Raw genomic sequence first — 16,518 nt, forward strand, 5'->3', positions numbered from 1 at the left:
AACTCATCTGATACACCGAGCCGCCTGGTTTCAGGTCTGCTGCGCAGCCCAGCGGGAGCAAGCTCCCTCGCCACAAAAGCAATCTCGCCAGGCTAGGGGTTATTCGAAGCCCACCCGATTCCGCCCATTGTGCTTGGCCAGGTACAACCCCTTGTCCGCCGCCGAGATCAGTTGCCGGCAATCGCCACCTTGCTGCGGCGTGACGGTCGAGACGCCAATGCTGATGGTCAGGTTCTCGCCGCCGTCAGGCGTGGTATGGGGGATTTTCAGGGCGACGACGCCCTGGCGCAGTTTCTCGGCCATTAGCCGGGCGCCGCCCGGCGAGGTCCCGGGCAGGACCAGGGCGAACTCCTCGCCGCCGTAACGGGCTGGCAAGTCGGAGGGACGGCTGCACGCCTCGCGGATCGCCGTGGCGACCTTGCGCAGCGCTTCGTCGCCCTCCAAATGGCCGAAGTTGTCGTTGTAGGCCTTGAAGTAGTCCACATCGATCATCAGCAGCGACAGTTGGCTCTGGTCGCGCATCGCCCTGCGCCATTCCAGTTCCAGGTATTCGTCGAAGTGCCGGCGATTGGACAGGCCGGTCAGGCCGTCGGAGTTCATCAAGCGTTGCAGCACCAGGTTGGTGTCGAGCAGTTGCTGCTGGCTGACCCGCAGTGCCCGATAAGCCGCATCGCGTTGCAACAGCATCATGTAGGAACGCGAGTGATAGCGGATGCGCGCCACCAGTTCGATGTTGTCCGGCAACTTGACCAGGTAGTCGTTGGCCCCGGCGGCGAACGCCGCGCTCTTGACCAACGGGTCCTCCTTGGTGGACAGGACAATGATCGGGATATCACGGGTGGCCGGATGGTTACGGTACTCGCGCACCAGGCTCAGGCCATCCAGGCCGGGCATCACCAAGTCCTGGAGAATCACCGTCGGCTTGATGCGAACCGCATGGGCGATGGCCTGGTGAGGGTCGGAGCAGAAGTGGAAGTCGATGTTGTCTTCATTCGACAGCCCGCGCCGCACCGCCTCGCCAATCATCGCCTGGTCGTCAACGAGCAAGACCATGGCGGCGTTCTCTTCGCGCTTGAATTCGTCGAGCTGCAGATCATTCATGGTGGCTTACCTGAGTACGGCCTGAGGCAACGCGGGCGGAATTCTTCATGGGGTAAAAATCTCCAACAACCGTGGCGCGATAGCGTCCAGGGCGAGAATATGGACGGCGGCGTCGATGGCGGCCGCCGCTTTGGGCATCCCGTACACCGCGCTGCTGCGCTGGTCCTGGGCGACGGTCACATAGCCCTGCTGGCGCATGAGTTTAAGCCCTTGTGCACCGTCGCGGCCCATGCCGGTGAGCAATACGCCCACCGCGTCACCGCTCCAGTACTGGGCAACACTTTCAAAAAACACGTCGATGGAGGGCCGGTAGATCTCGTTCACCGGCTCGGCGGTATAGGCCAGGGTGCCGTCCTTCAACAAACGCAGATGATGGTTGGTCCCGGCCAGCAACACCGTACCACTTTGCGGCGTCTCGCCGTGCCGGGCCAGGCGCACCGTGTGGCCCGACACGCTGCCCAGCCACTCGGCCATGCCTGCAGCGAACACCTCGTCCACATGCTGGACCAGCACAATGGCCGGGGCAAAGTGACGCGGCAGCGCCTTGAGCAGCACTTCCAGCGCCGCCGGCCCGCCCGCCGACGACCCGATGGCCACCAGGCTCTTGCGCGACACTGCCGCACGCTGCGCCGCCGGCGCGGGGCGCTCATGCTTGTTGCGCTCACCGATCAGCCAGCCGATGTTGGTGATCTTGCGCAACAGCGGTGCCGCCGCGTCCGCCGGATTACCGACACCCAGGGCCGGGGTATCGACCACATCCAGCGCGCCATGGCCCATGGCCTCGAACACTCGGTGGACGTTCTGCTGGCTGTCCCCGGTGACGATCACAATCGCGCAGGGGCTGTCGGCCATGATCCGCCGAGTGGCCTCCACACCATCCATGATCGGCATGAGCAAATCCATCAGGATCAGGTCCGGGGTGTACTCGGCGCAACGCTGCACCGCCTCGGCCCCGTTGGCGGCCACCCAGACCAGTTGGTGCGCCGGCTCGAACGCCAGGGCCCGGCGCAGGGCCTCGACCGCCAGGGGCATGTCATTGACGATGGCGATCTTCAAGCGCGCGCCCCTCCGATCAATTCGACCACGGCATCAAGCAAGGCGTCGTCATGGAAACTCGCCTTGGCCAAATAATAGTCGGCGCCGGCGTCGAGGCCACGGCGGCGATCTTCTTCACGATCCTTGTAGGACACCACCATCACCGGCAGCGATTGCAGCCGGTTGTCACGCCGCAACAGCGACACCAGCTCAATGCCGTCCATGCGCGGCATGTCGATATCGGTGATCAGCAAGTCGAAATCCTCTGAGCGCAATGCATTCCAGCCATCCATGCCATCCACCGCCACCGCCACGTCATAGCCGCGATTGAGCAACAACTTGCGTTGCAGCTCGCGCACGGTCAGGGAATCGTCCACCACCAGGATCCGCTTGCGCGGGGCCTGGGCCTGGTTCTGCCGGGCGATGCGTTCCAGGCGTCCGGTATCGAGCAACTTGTCCACCGAACGCAGCAGGTCTTCGACATCGACAATCAACACCACTGAACCGTCGTCGAGCAAGGCTCCGGCGGAAATGTCCTGGACCTTGCCCAGGCGTTCGTCCAGGGGCAGGACCACCAGGGTTCGCTCGCCGATGAAGCGCTCCACCGCCACGCCATAGATCGTCTCGCGCTCGCGGATCACCACGACCTTGAGGGTTTGGCTGCTGCCTTGCGTCGCCGGGCGATTGAGCAACTGGCTGGCGGCGACCAAGCCGATATGCCGGCCTTCGTGCCAGAAATGCTGGCGGCCTTCGACCTGAACGATGTCTTCCGGCGCCAGGTCGCACATGCGTTCGATGTGGGCCAGGGGAAAGGCGTACGCTTCATCGCCGACTTCCACCACCAGGCTGCGCACCACCGACAGCGTCAGCGGCACCTCAAGATGGAAACGACTGCCCTCGCCCGCCGTCTGCTCCAGTACCACCGCGCCGCGCAGTTGCCGGACCATGTGCTGGACCGCGTCCAGGCCGACGCCGCGCCCGGACACTTCGGTGACCTTGTCGCGCAAGCTGAAGCCGGGCAGGAACAGGAAAGTCAGCAGTTCCTCTTCGCTCAGGCTGGCGGCGGTTTGCTCAGGGGAAAGGCCGCGCTCGACGATGCTGCGGCGCACCCGTTCCAGGTCTACCCCGGCACCATCGTCCGCCAATTCCAGGACCAGCAGGCCAGCCTGATGGGAGGCGCGCAGGCGAATCACGCCTTCGGCAGGCTTGCCGGCCAGTATCCGTTGTTCCGGGGGTTCGATGCCGTGGTCCACGGCGTTGCGCAGCAAGTGGGTCAGTGGCGCTTCAAGCTTTTCCAGCACATCGCGGTCGACCTGGGTTTTCTCGCCTTCAATCTCCAGGCGCACCTGTTTGCCCAGGCTGCGGCCCAGGTCACGGACCATGCGAGCCTGACCCGAAAGCACATCGGCGAACGGGCGCATGCGGCAGGCCAGCGCCGTGTCGTACAGCACCTGCGCCCGCTGACTGGCCTGCCAGGCGAACTCATCCAGCTCAGCGGTTTTCTGCGCCAGCAGTTGCTGGGTTTCGGCGAGCAAACGGCGGGCATCGCCAAGGGCTTCCTGGGCTTGCAGGCTCAGGGCATGGTCCTTGAGGTGTACATTCAGCTCTTCAAGGGCGCGCAAACCGGTGCTTTGCTGGCGCTTGAGCCGCTGCATCGTCGCCAGCCAAGGCTTGAGGCGCTGGGTCTCCACCAGGGACTTGCTCGACAGATCGAGCAAGCTGTTGAGGCGTTCGGCCGTGACCCGCAAGACCCGCTCGCCGCCTTCGGTGACCCGTTTGCGCTTGGGGGCCGGCTCCGTTGCCGGAGGCGGTTCCACTTCCGGCAGCTCGATGCGTAGCGGCTCAACCGCTGTCTCGACGCTTGGTAGGACCACTGTCGGGGCCTGTGGCGCGTTGGGATCAAGCAGCCGCCCCATCAACGCCACACAGGCGTCGATATCCGGGGCACCGACGCTGTTGCCCGGGGTGGCGATACGCATCAGCAGGTCAGTACCTTGCAGCAAGGCATCGATGTGTTCAGCGCCCAGCACCAGGCGCTGCTCCTGGGCGCTGACCAGGCAATCTTCCATCACATGGGCCACGCTGACCCCAGCGTCCACCCCGACAATACGTGCCGCGCCCTTGAGGGAATGCGCCGCGCGCATGCACGACTCCAGGTAATCGGCCTGGGTCGGATCGCGCTCCAGGGCCAGCAGGCCGGCACTCAGTACCTGGACCTGGGCTTCGGCTTCCAGGCTGAACAGCTCCAGCAACGAGGCGTCGCGCATCTGGTCAGGGGTCATGACAGGCTCCGAGCCACGGCGGACAGCAGTTGTTCTTCATCCAGCCAGCGCAGGCTGCGGCCCTTGAAGGGCAGCACACCACGGGTGTACTTGCCCGTCGATTGCGAAGCGCTCGCCAGGACGCGTTCATCGATGGCGTGGATGCCGTCGACCTCATCCACCGGCACCACCACCGGCCCGCCCTTGGCAGCGACAATCAACATGCGCGGCATCACCCGCGCGCCGGAAACCACCGCCGCGCCGGGTTCCAGGTCCAACAGCTCCACCAGCGACAGGCAGGCCACCAGCGCCCCGCGTACATTGGCCACCCCCAACAAGGCCCGCGAGCGCTGGTGAGGCAAGGAATGGATCGGCTGCAACGGCGCCACTTCCACCAGGCTGCGCGTCGTCAGGCCCAGCCATTCCTCGCCGAGGCGGAACATCAGCAGCGAGCGCGTGACCACATCGGTGTCCGCAGGGGCAAGAGACAGATCCCGCTGATCCTGCGGCAAGGCATAACGGTCGAGCAACCGGGTGGCGGCCGCCGAATACACCGAGCAATTGCGGCAGTGAATATGCTCGACCAACAACGGGCAGGACTTGTCGCCATGCACGCCGATGCGATTCCAGCAGTCGTCGATAGCCTGGGCATCGTCATGGGTAACGGTGTAAGAAGCCGAACCGCTCATCGTTTGTGCTCACTGTCTGCCGCGCGCCCGCTACGGGCGGCGCGTTCCTGCAATCGACGGGCTCCGGCCGCGTCTCCCTGGGAAGCCAGCAGCGCCGCCAGATGCACCAGGGCCTCGGCGTGTTGCGGTTCAAGATAAAGCGCCTTGCGATAAAAACCCTGGGCTTCAAGGGCGCTGCCAGCCATGTCGCTGAGCAGGCCCAACCAATAGAACACCTGGGCGTTTGGCGCGTGGCTGCGCAAGTAGGCCTCGCAAGCCACGCGGGCCTCGGCGCTTTTGCCACCGTTGGCCAGGGCAGCAATATTGGCCAACAAGGCCGCAGCGTCACTGCTTTTGGGTTCGGCAATCGGCGTCACGCTTGCCGCAAACGGCCGCGGCCGAATCACCGGTGGGACAACGCGGGGCGGTGGCTGGCGAACCGGCAGCGGGGTCGGCATCAAGGCCGGCAACGGTTGCGGCTCGGGTGCCCCCTGGCGGCTGAAGGCGAACGATTGGGCGATCCCGATCGAGCGCATGCCCAATCGGCCCAGCAAGCTGCCCTCGGCGGGGCCGATAAACAGCACACCGTCCTGATGGGTCAGGCGCTTGAGCACCTCGAACACCTGCTGCTGGGTCGGTTGGTCGAAATAGATCAGCAGGTTGCGACAGAACACAAAGTCGTAAGGTGCCTCGTTCACCAACAAGGCCGGATCCAGCAGGTTGCCCACTTGCAAACGCACCTGTTCGCGCACCCGCTCGCTGAGGCGGTAGCCCTCGTCTTCGGCGTCGAAGTACCGCTCGCGAAAACCCAGCTCCGCACCACGGAAGGAATTCCTGCCGTAACGCGCTTCCTTGGCCCGCGCCACCGACAGCGGGCTGACATCCAGGCCGTCCACCTTGAACTGATGCGGTCCCAGGCCTGCGTCGAGCAAGGCCATGGCAATCGAATAAGGTTCTTCGCCGGTGGAACACGGCAAGCTGAGGATGCGCAGCGCGCGCAGGTGCTTGATCTCGGCCAGGCGCTTGACGGCCAGCCTGGCGAGGGTGGCGAAGGATTCAGGGTAGCGAAAGAACCAGGTCTCAGGGACGATTACCGCTTCGATCAGCGCTTGCTGCTCCTGGGCCGAATACTGCAGGCCCTGCCAATATTCATCGGCGGTTCGCCCGGGCACGGCACCGATACGCTGACGCACGGCTCGCTCAATGATCGCGGTGCCGACGGAGGTCACATCCAGGCCGATGCGCTCCTTGAGAAAATCGAAAAAACGCTGGTCGTTGTTCATGGCGTTGCCTCGAGGTCGTCGAGGTTCAGCGGCGGCGCAGGAAACAGCAGCGCCCGAACCGACTCATCGAGCAGGTCATTGACCCGCACCCATTGCAGCAACCCCTGGGCATCTTCGCGTACCGGGCCGAGGTACGGCGCCTGCCGGTTGTCCAGGCCATAGGGTTTGAAATCGGCCGGGTCACAGCGCATGGTGTCGGTCGCCTGCTCAAGGATCAGGCCCAGCACCTGTCCCGTTTGTTGCGCGTCGCCCTGATAGCGCACCAGCACCAGTCGCGTACTGGTCCGGGCCTCGGCGCTCTGGCCAAAGGTCAGGGCGCACAGGTCGATCACCGGCACCACCGTGCCACGCCAGGCAAACACCCCCGCCACCCAGGACGGCGCCCGGGCGATCGGTTTGAGGGGCAGGCGCGGCAGCACTTCCACCACATCGATGGCCTGCAGGGCGTAACGTTCGTTGCCGATGCAGAACACCAGGAACAACGACTGGCGGGCCGTCGGTGCGGCGCCACGCCGGGTCTCGAGTTCGCCCATCAGACTTTGAAACGCGAGACGCCGCTGCGCAGCCCTACGGCTACCTGGCTCAGTTCGTCGATGGCGGAACTGGCCTGGCGCAGGGACTCCACGGTCTGGCTGCTGGCATCGCCCAGTTGCACCAGGGCGTGGTTGATCTGCTCGGCACCGGTGGCCTGGGCCTGCATGCCTTCGTTGACCATCAACACCCGCGGTGCCAGGGCCTGGACCTGATGGATGATCTGCGACAGCTGCTCACCCACCTGCTGCACTTCGGCCATGCCTCGGCGCACTTCTTCGGAGAACTTGTCCATGCCCATCACGCCGGCCGATACCGCGGACTGGATCTCGCGCACCATCTGCTCGATGTCATAGGTCGCCACGGCGGTCTGGTCGGCCAGGCGTCGTACTTCAGTGGCGACCACGGCGAAACCACGACCATACTCACCGGCCTTTTCGGCCTCGATGGCCGCATTGAGGGACAACAGGTTGGTCTGGTCGGCCACTTTGACGATGGTCACCACCACTTGGTTGATATTGCCGGCCTTCTCGTTGAGGATCGCCAGCTTGGCGTTCACCAGATCGGCGGCACCCATCACCGAATGCATGGTTTCCTCCATGCGCGCCAGGCCTTGCTGGCCAGAGCCAGCGGCCACCGAGGCCTGGTCGGCGGCGGTGGACACTTCAGTCATGGTGCGCACCAGGTCTCGGGAGGTGGCGGCGATTTCCCGGGAGGTCGCGCCGATCTCAGTGGTGGTGGCGGCGGTTTCGGTGGCCGTGGCCTGTTGCTGGCGCGAGGTCGCAGCGATCTCGGTGACCGAGGTGGTGACCTGCACGGAAGAACGCTGGGCCTGGGACACCAGTGAGGTCAGCTCGGCCATCATGTCGTTGAAGCCGGTTTCCACGGCACCGAATTCGTCTTTGCGCGCCAGGTTCAGGCGCCCGCTCAGGTCGCCGCTGCGCATGACCTCGAGGATCTCGACGATGCGGTTCATCGGCCCCATGATCGCCCGCATCAGTAACAGGCCACAGAGTACGGCGACGACCAGCGCGACCAGTAACGACAGGCCCATGGCGATCTTGGCCGCCGTTACCGCGTCGCCAATGGTCTGGGTGGCACTTTGCGCCAGTTCGCGATTGCGCTCGATGATCTGGTTCAAGTGCCCGCGGCCGTCGAGCCACGCCTTGGTCAGCTCCGTGTTCAACGCCAGTCGCGCCCCTTCGTAATCCTTGCGCTGATACAGGTCCAGGACCTTCGCCAAGGCCTTGTTGAAATCCTGGTGATTGACTTCGAACTCGTCGAAAGAGACTTGGTCGGCCGGGTCCTGGATCAGTTTCTGATAGTTCTGTATTTCTTCGCGCAGGTGCTGCTCGAAGCCCTGGTAGCGGGCCTTGTCCTCGGCGGTGATTTCCCGGTTGCCCGAAAGGCCGACGATTTGCTGGGTCAAGACGTAGCTGTCCACCCAGCCACCGCGAATCATGGAGCTGTAATACACCCCAGGCACCGCATCGACCCGGACGTTTTCTTCACTGTCCTCGATCTTCAACAACCGTGAATACGAGACAACCACCATCAACAGCATGATGGCGATGATCACCGCAAAACTCGCCAGGATGCGTTGGCGCAATGTCCAATTCTTCACAGTAAAACCTCGGGCACTTGAAAATGCTGGGGAGTATAGCCGAGGGTTGCGTGGTGACTTAAGGGCGGCGTGGGGCGAAGGCAAGGTTCATTAATCGCCCAGGGCCAGATGAGAGCCCTGTGGCGAGGAAGCTTGCTCCCGCTGGCGTGTGGAGCACGTCCAAACGGACCGACGCGGTATGAGCTGACCCACCGCATCGGCTGGTTTGGGGCGGCTGCGCCACCCAGCGGGAGCAAGCTCCCTCGCCACAGGGGTTGCGCCCTTCTGTGGGAGCCTGCTCGCGATGGCGGTGGATCAGGGAATAGCGCTGGGGCTGTTCTAGGCGGTCGCCTGGCGCACCTGTTTTTCCAGTTCCACTTTCAACCCCGGCTCCAATTTGAGTTGGCGCGCCAGTTCATCGAGGTAGGACTTCTCCATGAAGTTTTCCTCGTCCACCAGCATCACGCTGGCGATGTACATTTCTGCCGCCATCTCCGGGGTGCTGGCGGCGCGGGCGACGTCGGTGGGGTCCAGGGGCTTGTTGAGTTCGGCGTGCAGCCAGTGTTGCAGTTCCTGGTCGTTGTCGAGCTTGGTGAACTCGCCTTCGATCAACTGCCGCTCGCGCTCGTCCACATGGCCGTCGGCTTTGGCCGCCGCCACCAGCGCCTTGAGGATCGCTTGGCTGTGCTGCTCGACCTGCGCCGGAGGTACACGGTCGAGGGTCTGCGGTTCGGATTTCGGCGCGGTGCCTTGCTGGGCCTGCCAGTTGCCGTAGGCCTTGTAGGCGATCACGCCCAAGGCTGCGAGGCCGCCATAAGCCAAGGCCTTGCCGCCGAAGCTGCGGGCTTTCTTGTTGCCCAGCAAAAGGCCCATGGCGCCGGCGGCCAGTGCCCCGCCGCCCGCGCCGGAAAGCATCCCGCCCAGGTTGCCGGAGCCGCCGAGCAATCCACCCAGACCGCCGGATGACTTGCCTTGGGACCCGCCAGCCTTGTTCTGCAACATTTCCTGGCCGGACTTGAGAAGCTGATCGAGCAATCCACGGGTGTTCATTTGTTGCCTCCACCTATTCGGGTCAACTTAAGGCCCCCAGCGTAGATCGAAAGTGCCCCGGCGCCGTTGGCGAGATTGCTTCCAGATGTTGCCTGGCTCATTCAAAGACGCGCTCACCTATCCTTCTAAAAAAACGATATACACTCCAGCACATTGATAAAAATCGCCCACCGGGTATTCGACCATGATGACCCTGCGCCAGATCCGCCATTTCATCGCTGTGGCCGAAACCGGCTCGATCTCCGCCGCTGCGCAAACGGCGTTCATTTCCCAGTCGACCTTGACCCTGGCCATCCAGCAACTGGAGCAGGAAATCGGCGTCAGCCTGTTCAACCGCCACGCCAAAGGCATGACCCTGACCCATCAGGGTCATCAATTCCTGCGCCAGGCCCATTTGATCCTGGCTACGGTCGACAATGCCAAGCGCAGCCTGCAACAGAGCACCGACCAGATCGCCGGCCAAGTCACCATCGGCGTCACCAGCCTGGTCGCCGGCTATTACCTGGCTGACCTGCTGACCCGTTTCCAGCGCGCCTATCCCAACGTGGAAATCCGGGTGATGGAGGACGAGCGGCCCTACATCGAGCATTTACTGGTCAGCGGCGAAATCGACGTCGGGGTGTTGATCCTGTCCAACCTGGAAGACCGCCATGCCTTGCAGACCGAAGTGCTGACGCATTCACCACACCGCTTGTGGCTGCCGGCGCAGCACCCATTGCTGGAACACGACAGCATCAACCTGGCCGACGTGGCCCGCGAACCGCTGATCCAGCTGAACGTCGATGAAATGGACCGTAACGCCCAACGCCTGTGGCGCGGTGCCGGCCTGCAACCGAAGATCACCCTGCGTACGGCATCGACCGAAGCGGTGCGCAGCCTGGTGGCGGCGGGGTTGGGCGTGTCGATCCAGCCGGACATGACCTACCGGCCTTGGTCGCTGGAGGGTGACATCATCGAAGCACGACCGATTGCCGACCTCAACCAGACCCTCGACGTCGGCCTAGCCTGGCGCCGGGGCACGGCGCGACCGGCGTCGGTCGACCCGTTCCTGGCCGTCGCCCGGGAACAGCCTCATGGCGGGCGCAAGCCATCTATTTAATCGAACGCAGCCTTGAGTATTTCGAATTTGTCGGCCTTGAGGCTGAGCACTAGTCTTGCTGCATCACCACATTCCATTGTGGGAGCGAGCAAGCTCGCCCCCACAGGTTCGGTGTTTCAACCGACATAAAAAGAGAAATCGGACATGGCTGGTATGCAAACCCCGTTGTGCACCGCGTTGCTGATCGACGGGGAACTCGTTCCCGGTGCAGGCATTGTCGAGCCGATTCTCAACCCAGCTACCGGCGAAGTGGTGGCTCATATCGCCGAGGCCAGTACCGAGCAAGTCGAAGCCGCGATCCTCGCCGCCCATCAGGCCTTCGACGGTTGGTCGCGCACCACGCCGCAACAACGCTCGAACCTGCTGCTGGACATCGCCAGCGCCATCGAAAAGAACGCCGATGAGCTGGCCCGCCTCGAATCCCTGAACTGCGGCAAGCCGCTGCACTTGGCGCGCCAGGACGACCTCAGTGCGACGGTGGATGTATTCCGTTTCTTCGCTGGCGCCGTGCGCTGCCAGACCGGCCAGCTCAGTGGCGAATACCTGCCCGGCTACACCAGCATGGTGCGCCGCGACCCGATTGGCGTGGTGGCGTCCATCGCACCATGGAACTACCCGATCATGATGGCCGCGTGGAAAATCGCCCCGGCCCTGGCGGCCGGCAATACGCTGGTGTTCAAGCCGTCGGAACACACACCGCTGTCGATCCTGGCCCTGGCGCCGACACTGGCCCAGATCCTGCCTCGAGGCGTCATCAATATCCTCTGCGGGGGCGGCGAAGGTGTGGGCAGCCATCTGGTCAGCCATCCCAAGGTGCGCATGGTCTCGCTGACCGGCGATATCGTCACCGGGCAGAAGATCCTTCAGGCAGCAGCGAAAACCCTCAAGCGCACGCACTTGGAACTGGGCGGCAAGGCACCAGTGATCGTGTGCAACGACGCCGACATCCAGGCCGTGGTCGAAGGCGTTCGCACCTATGGTTATTACAACGCTGGGCAGGATTGCACCGCGGCGTGCCGGATCTACGCCCAAGGCGCGATTCACGATCGCCTGGTGGCCGAACTCGGTGCGGCGGTCAGCAGCCTGCGCTTTGCCGGCAAGCGCGACGCCGACAACGAGATCGGCCCGCTGATCAGCACCCGCCAGCGCGACCGCGTCGCCAGTTTCGTCGAGCGCGCCCTCGGCCAGCCGCACATCGAACGCATCACCGGCGCGGCGGTGCATTCCGGCGCCGGTTTCTACTACCAGCCCACGCTGCTGGCCGGCTGCAAGCAAAGCGATGAAATCGTCCAGCGCGAGGTGTTTGGCCCGGTGGTCACCGTGACCCGCTTCGACGAACTCAGCCAGGCAGTGGACTGGGCCAACGACTCCGAATACGGCCTGGCCTCCTCGGTATGGACGCAGAACCTGGACAAGGCCATGCAGGTGGCGGCGCGGCTGCAATACGGCTGCACCTGGATCAACAGCCATTTCATGCTGGTCAGCGAAATGCCCCACGGCGGCCTGAAACGTTCGGGTTACGGGAAGGACCTGTCCAGCGATTCGCTCCAGGACTACAGCGTGGTGCGCCACATCATGGCCCGCCACGGCCAGCATCTGTAGCTAACAGAACTACTCTAATAACAGGCCAGCCATGGCGTTTCACCCGGTTCGAACACTGCCCCGACCATAATTAAAGCAAGAGGGATTTCCATGTACGCGCACAAGACCGTATTGCTCAGTGCACTCACCACGGCGCTGCTGACCAGCGTCAGCCTCCAGGCCGCCGAACCGCTCAAGGCCGTCGGTGCCGGCGAAGGCCAACTGGATATCGTTGCCTGGCCGGGTTACATCGAACGCGGCGAAAGCGACAAGGCCTACGATTGGGTCACCGGTTTCGAGAAGGAAACCGGTTGCAAGGTCAATGTGAAAACCGCCGCCACCTCCGACGAAATGGTCAGCCTGATGACCAAGGGTGGCTACGACCTGGTCACCGCCTCGGGCGACGCCTCGTTGCGGCTGATTGCCGGCAAGCGTGTGCAGCCGATCAACACCGCGCTGATCTCCAACTGGAAAAACCTCGATCCGCGCCTCAAGGATGCACCGTGGTACGTGGTCAACCAGCAAACCTACGGCACCCCGTACCAGTGGGGCCCGAACGTGCTGATGTACAACACCGACGTGTTCAAGCAGGCGCCCACCAGTTGGAACGTGCTGTTCAGCGCCCAGAACCTGCCCGACGGCAAGCCGAACAAAGGCCGCGTGCAAGCCTACGATGGTCCGATCTACATCGCCGACGCGGCGCTGTACCTCAAGACCGCCAAGCCTGAGTTGGGCATCAAGGACCCGTATCAACTCGACGAGGCGCAGTACAAGGCCGTGCTGGAATTGCTGCGGGCCCAGCAACCGCTGATCCACCGCTACTGGCACGACACCACCGTGCAGATGAGCGATTTCAAGAACGAAGGCGTGGTGGCGTCCGGCGCCTGGCCGTATCAGGTCAACGGGCTGATGAACGAGAAGCAACCGATCGCCTCGACCATTCCCAAAGAAGGTGCCACTGGTTGGGCCGACACCACGATGTTGCACGCCGAGGCCAAGCACCCCAACTGCGCGTACAAGTGGATGGATTGGTCGCTGCAACCGAAAGTCCAGGGTGACGTCGCCGCCTGGTTCGGCTCGTTGCCGGCGGTGCCAGCGGCGTGCAAGGGCAGCGAACTGCTGGGCGCCGAAGGCTGCAAGACCAACGGTTTCGATCAGTTCGACAAGATCGCCTTCTGGAAAACCCCACAGGCCGAGGGCGGCAAGTTCGTGCCGTACAGTCGCTGGACCCAGGACTACATTGCGATCATGGGCGGGCGCTAAGTCCCTCAGTCGGCGAAAAAACCGGAGCTGAGCACCGCTCTTGTGGCGAGGGGATTTATCCCCGCTGGGCTGCGAAGCAGCCCCAAAGCAGGCGATTCAATCTGCCTGATACCCGCAGGTGTCAGGTTTTGGGGGGCTTCGCCCCCAGCGGGGATAAATCCCCTCGCCACAGGTCCGTGCCCGACAATCCAGCCATGACTCAATAGAAGTCGCGCTTTTTGGAGCCCCGCACCATGACGCTTGCAGTCCAATTCACCCAGGTATCCCGTCAGTTCGGCGATGTGAAAGCCGTTGACCGGGTTTGCATCGACATCCAGGACGGCGAGTTCTTTTCCATGCTGGGCCCATCCGGTTCGGGCAAGACCACCTGCCTGCGGCTGATCGCCGGGTTCGAACAACCCAGTGCCGGCTCGATCCGCATCCATGGCGAAGAGGCCACCGGGCTCGCGCCGTACCAGCGCGACGTCAATACGGTTTTCCAGGATTACGCCCTCTTCCCCCATATGAACGTGCGCGACAACGTGGCCTACGGCCTGAAAGTCAAAGGCGTCGCCAAGGCCGAGCGCATCCAGCGCGCCGACGAAGCGCTGGAGATGGTTGCCCTGGGCGGCTACGGCGAACGCAAGCCGGTGCAGCTCTCCGGCGGCCAGCGCCAACGCGTGGCCCTGGCGCGCGCGTTGGTCAATCGCCCACGGGTGTTGCTGCTCGATGAGCCCTTGGGCGCCCTGGACTTGAAGTTGCGTGAACAGATGCAGGGCGAGTTGAAAAAGCTGCAACGCCAGTTGGGCATCACCTTCATTTTCGTCACCCACGACCAGACCGAAGCACTGTCGATGTCCGACCGCGTGGCGGTGTTCAACAAGGGGCGCATCGAACAGGTCGACACCCCACGCAACCTGTACATGAAACCGGCGACCACCTTCGTCGCCGAATTCGTCGGCACCTCCAACGTGATCCGCGGTGAGTTGGCCCGGGAACTGAGCGGTTATCCACAGCCGTTCTCGATTCGCCCGGAACACGTGCGTTTCGCCGAGGGTCCGTTGGCCAGTGGTGAGATCGAAGTCCACGGCCTGCTGCACGACATCCAATATCAGGGCAGCGCCACGCGCTACGAGTTGAAACTTGCCAACGGCCAGACCCTGAACCTCAGCCAGGCCAACACCCAGTGGCTCGACAACACGGCGCAGCACCAGACCGGCCAGCATCTGAGCGTACGCTGGGCGCGGGAGGCGATGGTCGCGCTGCACGACACCGTCAGTGGCGAGGTGTGAGATGAACACCCTGGCCATCGCTCAAACGCCCTCGCCCGGCTCACCGTTGCGACGCTTTTCCAACCTGCTGTACCGGCGCCCCAACCTGTACCTGTCGATGTTGCTGGTGCCGCCACTGATCTGGTTCGGCGCAATCTACCTGGGCTCGCTGCTGACCTTGCTGTGGCAAGGTTTCTACACCTTCGACGACTTCACCATGACGGTCACGCCGGACCTGACCCTGGCGAATTTCACCGCGCTGTTCCAACCGTCGAACTTCGACATCATTTTGCGCACCCTGAGCATGGCGATAGCGGTGTCCATCGCCAGCGCCATCGTCGCGTTCCCGATTGCCTATTACATGGCGCGCTACACCAGTGGCAAGACCAAGGCGTTTTTCTACATCGCGGTGATGCTGCCGATGTGGGCCAGCTATATCGTCAAGGCCTATGCCTGGACACTGCTGCTGGCCAAGGGCGGCGTGGCGCAATGGTTCGTCCAGCACCTGGGCCTGGGGCCGGTATTGCAGTTCGTGCTGGGGATCCCGGGCGTGGGGGGCAGCACCTTGTCCACCTCACACCTGGGGCGTTTTTTGGTGTTCGTCTACATCTGGCTGCCGTTCATGATCCTGCCGATCCAGGCGTCCCTGGAGCGCCTGCCGCCATCGCTGCTGCAAGCCTCTGCCGACCTGGGCGCCAGGCCACACCAGACGTTCATGCAGGTGATCCTGCCGCTGTCGATCCCCGGCATCGCCGCCGGCTCGATCTTCACCTTCTCGCTGACCCTGGGGGATTTCATCGTGCCGCAACTGGTGGGCCCGCCGGGCTACTTCGTCGGCAGCATGGTCTACGCCCAGCAAGGCGCCATCGGCAACATGCCCATGGCCGCGGCGTTCACCCTGGTGCCCATCGTGCTGATCGCGCTGTATTTATCCATCGTCAAGCGACTGGGAGCTTTCGATGCACTCTGACTCTCAAGACCGGGCCTCGTGGGGCTTGCGGATCGCGGCGTGGGGCGGGCTGGTGTTCCTGCACTTCCCAATCCTGATCATCTTCCTCTACGCCTTCAATACCGAGGACGCGGCGTTCAGCTTCCCGCCCAAGGGCCTGACCTTGAAGTGGTTCAGCGTCGCCTTCTCGCGCCCGGATGTACTGGAAGCGATCAAGCTGTCGTTGCAGGTCGCGGCCATCGCCACACTGATCGCCATGGTGCTTGGCACCCTGGCCTCGGCGGCGCTGTACCGCCGGGATTTTTTCGGCAAACAGGGCATTTCGCTGATGCTGATCCTGCCGATTGCCTTGCCGGGCATCATCACCGGTATCGCGCTGCTGGCGACCTTCAAGACCTTGGGCATCGAACCCGGGATGTTCACCATCGTCGTCGGCCATGCAACCTTCTGCGTGGTGATCGTCTACAACAACGTGATCGCCCGCCTGCGCCGCACCTCCCACAGTCTGATCGAGGCTTCGATGGACCTGGGCGCCGACGGCTGGCAGACCTTTCGCTACATCATCCTGCCTAACCTGGGGTCGGCACTGCTGGCCGGCGGGATGTTGGCGTTCGCGCTGTCGTTCGACGAGATCATCGTCACCACCTTCACCGCCGGCCACGAACGCACTTTGCCGCTGTGGCTGCTCAACCAGCTTAGCCGCCCTCGCGATGTGCCGGTGACCAACGTGGTGGCGATGCTGGTGATGATGGTCACGATGTTGCCGATATTGGGCGCGTATTACCTGACCCGTGGCGGTGAGAGCGTGGCCGGTAGCGGCGGGAAATAGTCACGGTGGAACCGG

14 protein-coding genes are annotated in these 16,518 nt (G+C 63.5%); 6 read left to right on the forward strand and 8 right to left on the reverse strand.

Translation table 11 applies throughout. The features are described from left to right. Window positions 1-99: 99 nt before the first annotated feature. The 8 genes from BLO97_RS27310 to BLO97_RS27345 all read right to left on the reverse strand — a co-directional run bounded on the left by BLO97_RS27310 (window position 100) and on the right by BLO97_RS27345 (window position 9,532). On the reverse strand, window positions 100-1,101 hold the full coding sequence (locus tag BLO97_RS27310) for a response regulator (RefSeq protein ID WP_092143983.1): 1,002 nt from the start codon (window positions 1,099-1,101) through the stop codon (window positions 100-102). A 45-nt stretch (window positions 1,102-1,146) separates the two neighbouring features. After that, window positions 1,147-2,157: a chemotaxis response regulator protein-glutamate methylesterase gene (locus BLO97_RS27315; protein ID WP_092152525.1), complete on the reverse strand. Its 1,011-nt coding sequence runs from the start codon at window positions 2,155-2,157 to the stop codon at window positions 1,147-1,149. After that, window positions 2,154-4,418 carry a hybrid sensor histidine kinase/response regulator gene (locus tag BLO97_RS27320; RefSeq protein ID WP_092349111.1) on the reverse strand — a complete coding sequence of 755 codons (2,265 nt, stop codon included), beginning with the start codon at window positions 4,416-4,418 and terminating at the stop codon, window positions 2,154-2,156. The genes BLO97_RS27315 and BLO97_RS27320 overlap by 4 nt, the downstream gene beginning before the upstream one ends. Beyond that, the gene (locus BLO97_RS27325; RefSeq protein ID WP_092223282.1) at window positions 4,415-5,086 is read right to left on the reverse strand and encodes a chemotaxis protein CheW; all 672 of its coding nucleotides are present in this window, start codon (window positions 5,084-5,086) and stop codon (window positions 4,415-4,417) included. The genes BLO97_RS27320 and BLO97_RS27325 overlap by 4 nt, the downstream gene beginning before the upstream one ends. Next, window positions 5,083-6,348, reverse strand: coding sequence for a CheR family methyltransferase (locus BLO97_RS27330; RefSeq protein WP_092143971.1), 1,266 nt, complete (start codon window positions 6,346-6,348; stop codon window positions 5,083-5,085). Before BLO97_RS27330 ends, BLO97_RS27325 begins: the two co-directional genes overlap by 4 nt. Then, complete coding sequence (locus tag BLO97_RS27335) at window positions 6,345-6,881, reverse strand: chemotaxis protein CheW (protein WP_092143969.1); 537 nt, start codon at window positions 6,879-6,881, stop codon at window positions 6,345-6,347. The genes BLO97_RS27330 and BLO97_RS27335 overlap by 4 nt, the downstream gene beginning before the upstream one ends. Next, a complete protein-coding gene (locus tag BLO97_RS27340; RefSeq protein ID WP_092143966.1) occupies window positions 6,881-8,503 on the reverse strand; it encodes a methyl-accepting chemotaxis protein in 1,623 nt (540 codons plus the stop codon). The genes BLO97_RS27335 and BLO97_RS27340 overlap by 1 nt, the downstream gene beginning before the upstream one ends. A gap of 318 nt (window positions 8,504-8,821) precedes the next feature. Then, the gene (locus BLO97_RS27345; RefSeq protein WP_092143963.1) at window positions 8,822-9,532 is read right to left on the reverse strand and encodes a tellurite resistance TerB family protein; all 711 of its coding nucleotides are present in this window, start codon (window positions 9,530-9,532) and stop codon (window positions 8,822-8,824) included. Between the two features lie 184 nt (window positions 9,533-9,716). On the opposite strand from BLO97_RS27345, the gene BLO97_RS27350 reads away from it, so the two are divergent. From BLO97_RS27350 to BLO97_RS27375, 6 genes are all read left to right on the forward strand, one after another. Then, window positions 9,717-10,631 carry a LysR family transcriptional regulator gene (locus BLO97_RS27350; protein WP_092223284.1) on the forward strand — a complete coding sequence of 305 codons (915 nt, stop codon included), beginning with the start codon at window positions 9,717-9,719 and terminating at the stop codon, window positions 10,629-10,631. Between the two features lie 144 nt (window positions 10,632-10,775). Continuing rightward, the gene (locus BLO97_RS27355; RefSeq protein WP_092223286.1) at window positions 10,776-12,233 is read left to right on the forward strand and encodes a gamma-aminobutyraldehyde dehydrogenase; all 1,458 of its coding nucleotides are present in this window, start codon (window positions 10,776-10,778) and stop codon (window positions 12,231-12,233) included. 90 nt (window positions 12,234-12,323) lie between these two features. Further along, window positions 12,324-13,475 carry a putative ABC transporter substrate-binding protein YdcS gene (gene ydcS, locus BLO97_RS27360; RefSeq protein WP_092223288.1) on the forward strand — a complete coding sequence of 384 codons (1,152 nt, stop codon included), beginning with the start codon at window positions 12,324-12,326 and terminating at the stop codon, window positions 13,473-13,475. 233 nt (window positions 13,476-13,708) lie between these two features. Beyond that, entirely contained in the window at window positions 13,709-14,746 is a 1,038-nt protein-coding gene (locus BLO97_RS27365) for an ABC transporter ATP-binding protein (RefSeq protein ID WP_003198125.1), read from the forward strand. Window position 14,747: 1 nt separating this feature from the next. Beyond that, window positions 14,748-15,695, forward strand: a complete 948-nt coding sequence (locus BLO97_RS27370) for an ABC transporter permease (protein WP_092223290.1) — start codon at window positions 14,748-14,750, stop codon at window positions 15,693-15,695. Further along, a complete protein-coding gene (locus BLO97_RS27375; RefSeq protein WP_057448389.1) occupies window positions 15,685-16,503 on the forward strand; it encodes an ABC transporter permease in 819 nt (272 codons plus the stop codon). The genes BLO97_RS27370 and BLO97_RS27375 overlap by 11 nt, the downstream gene beginning before the upstream one ends. Window positions 16,504-16,518: the final 15 nt, after the last annotated feature.

The sequence above is a fragment of the Pseudomonas sp. NFACC05-1 genome (assembly GCF_900100135.1).
GTDB lineage: Bacteria > Pseudomonadota > Gammaproteobacteria > Pseudomonadales > Pseudomonadaceae > Aquipseudomonas > Aquipseudomonas fluorescens_Q.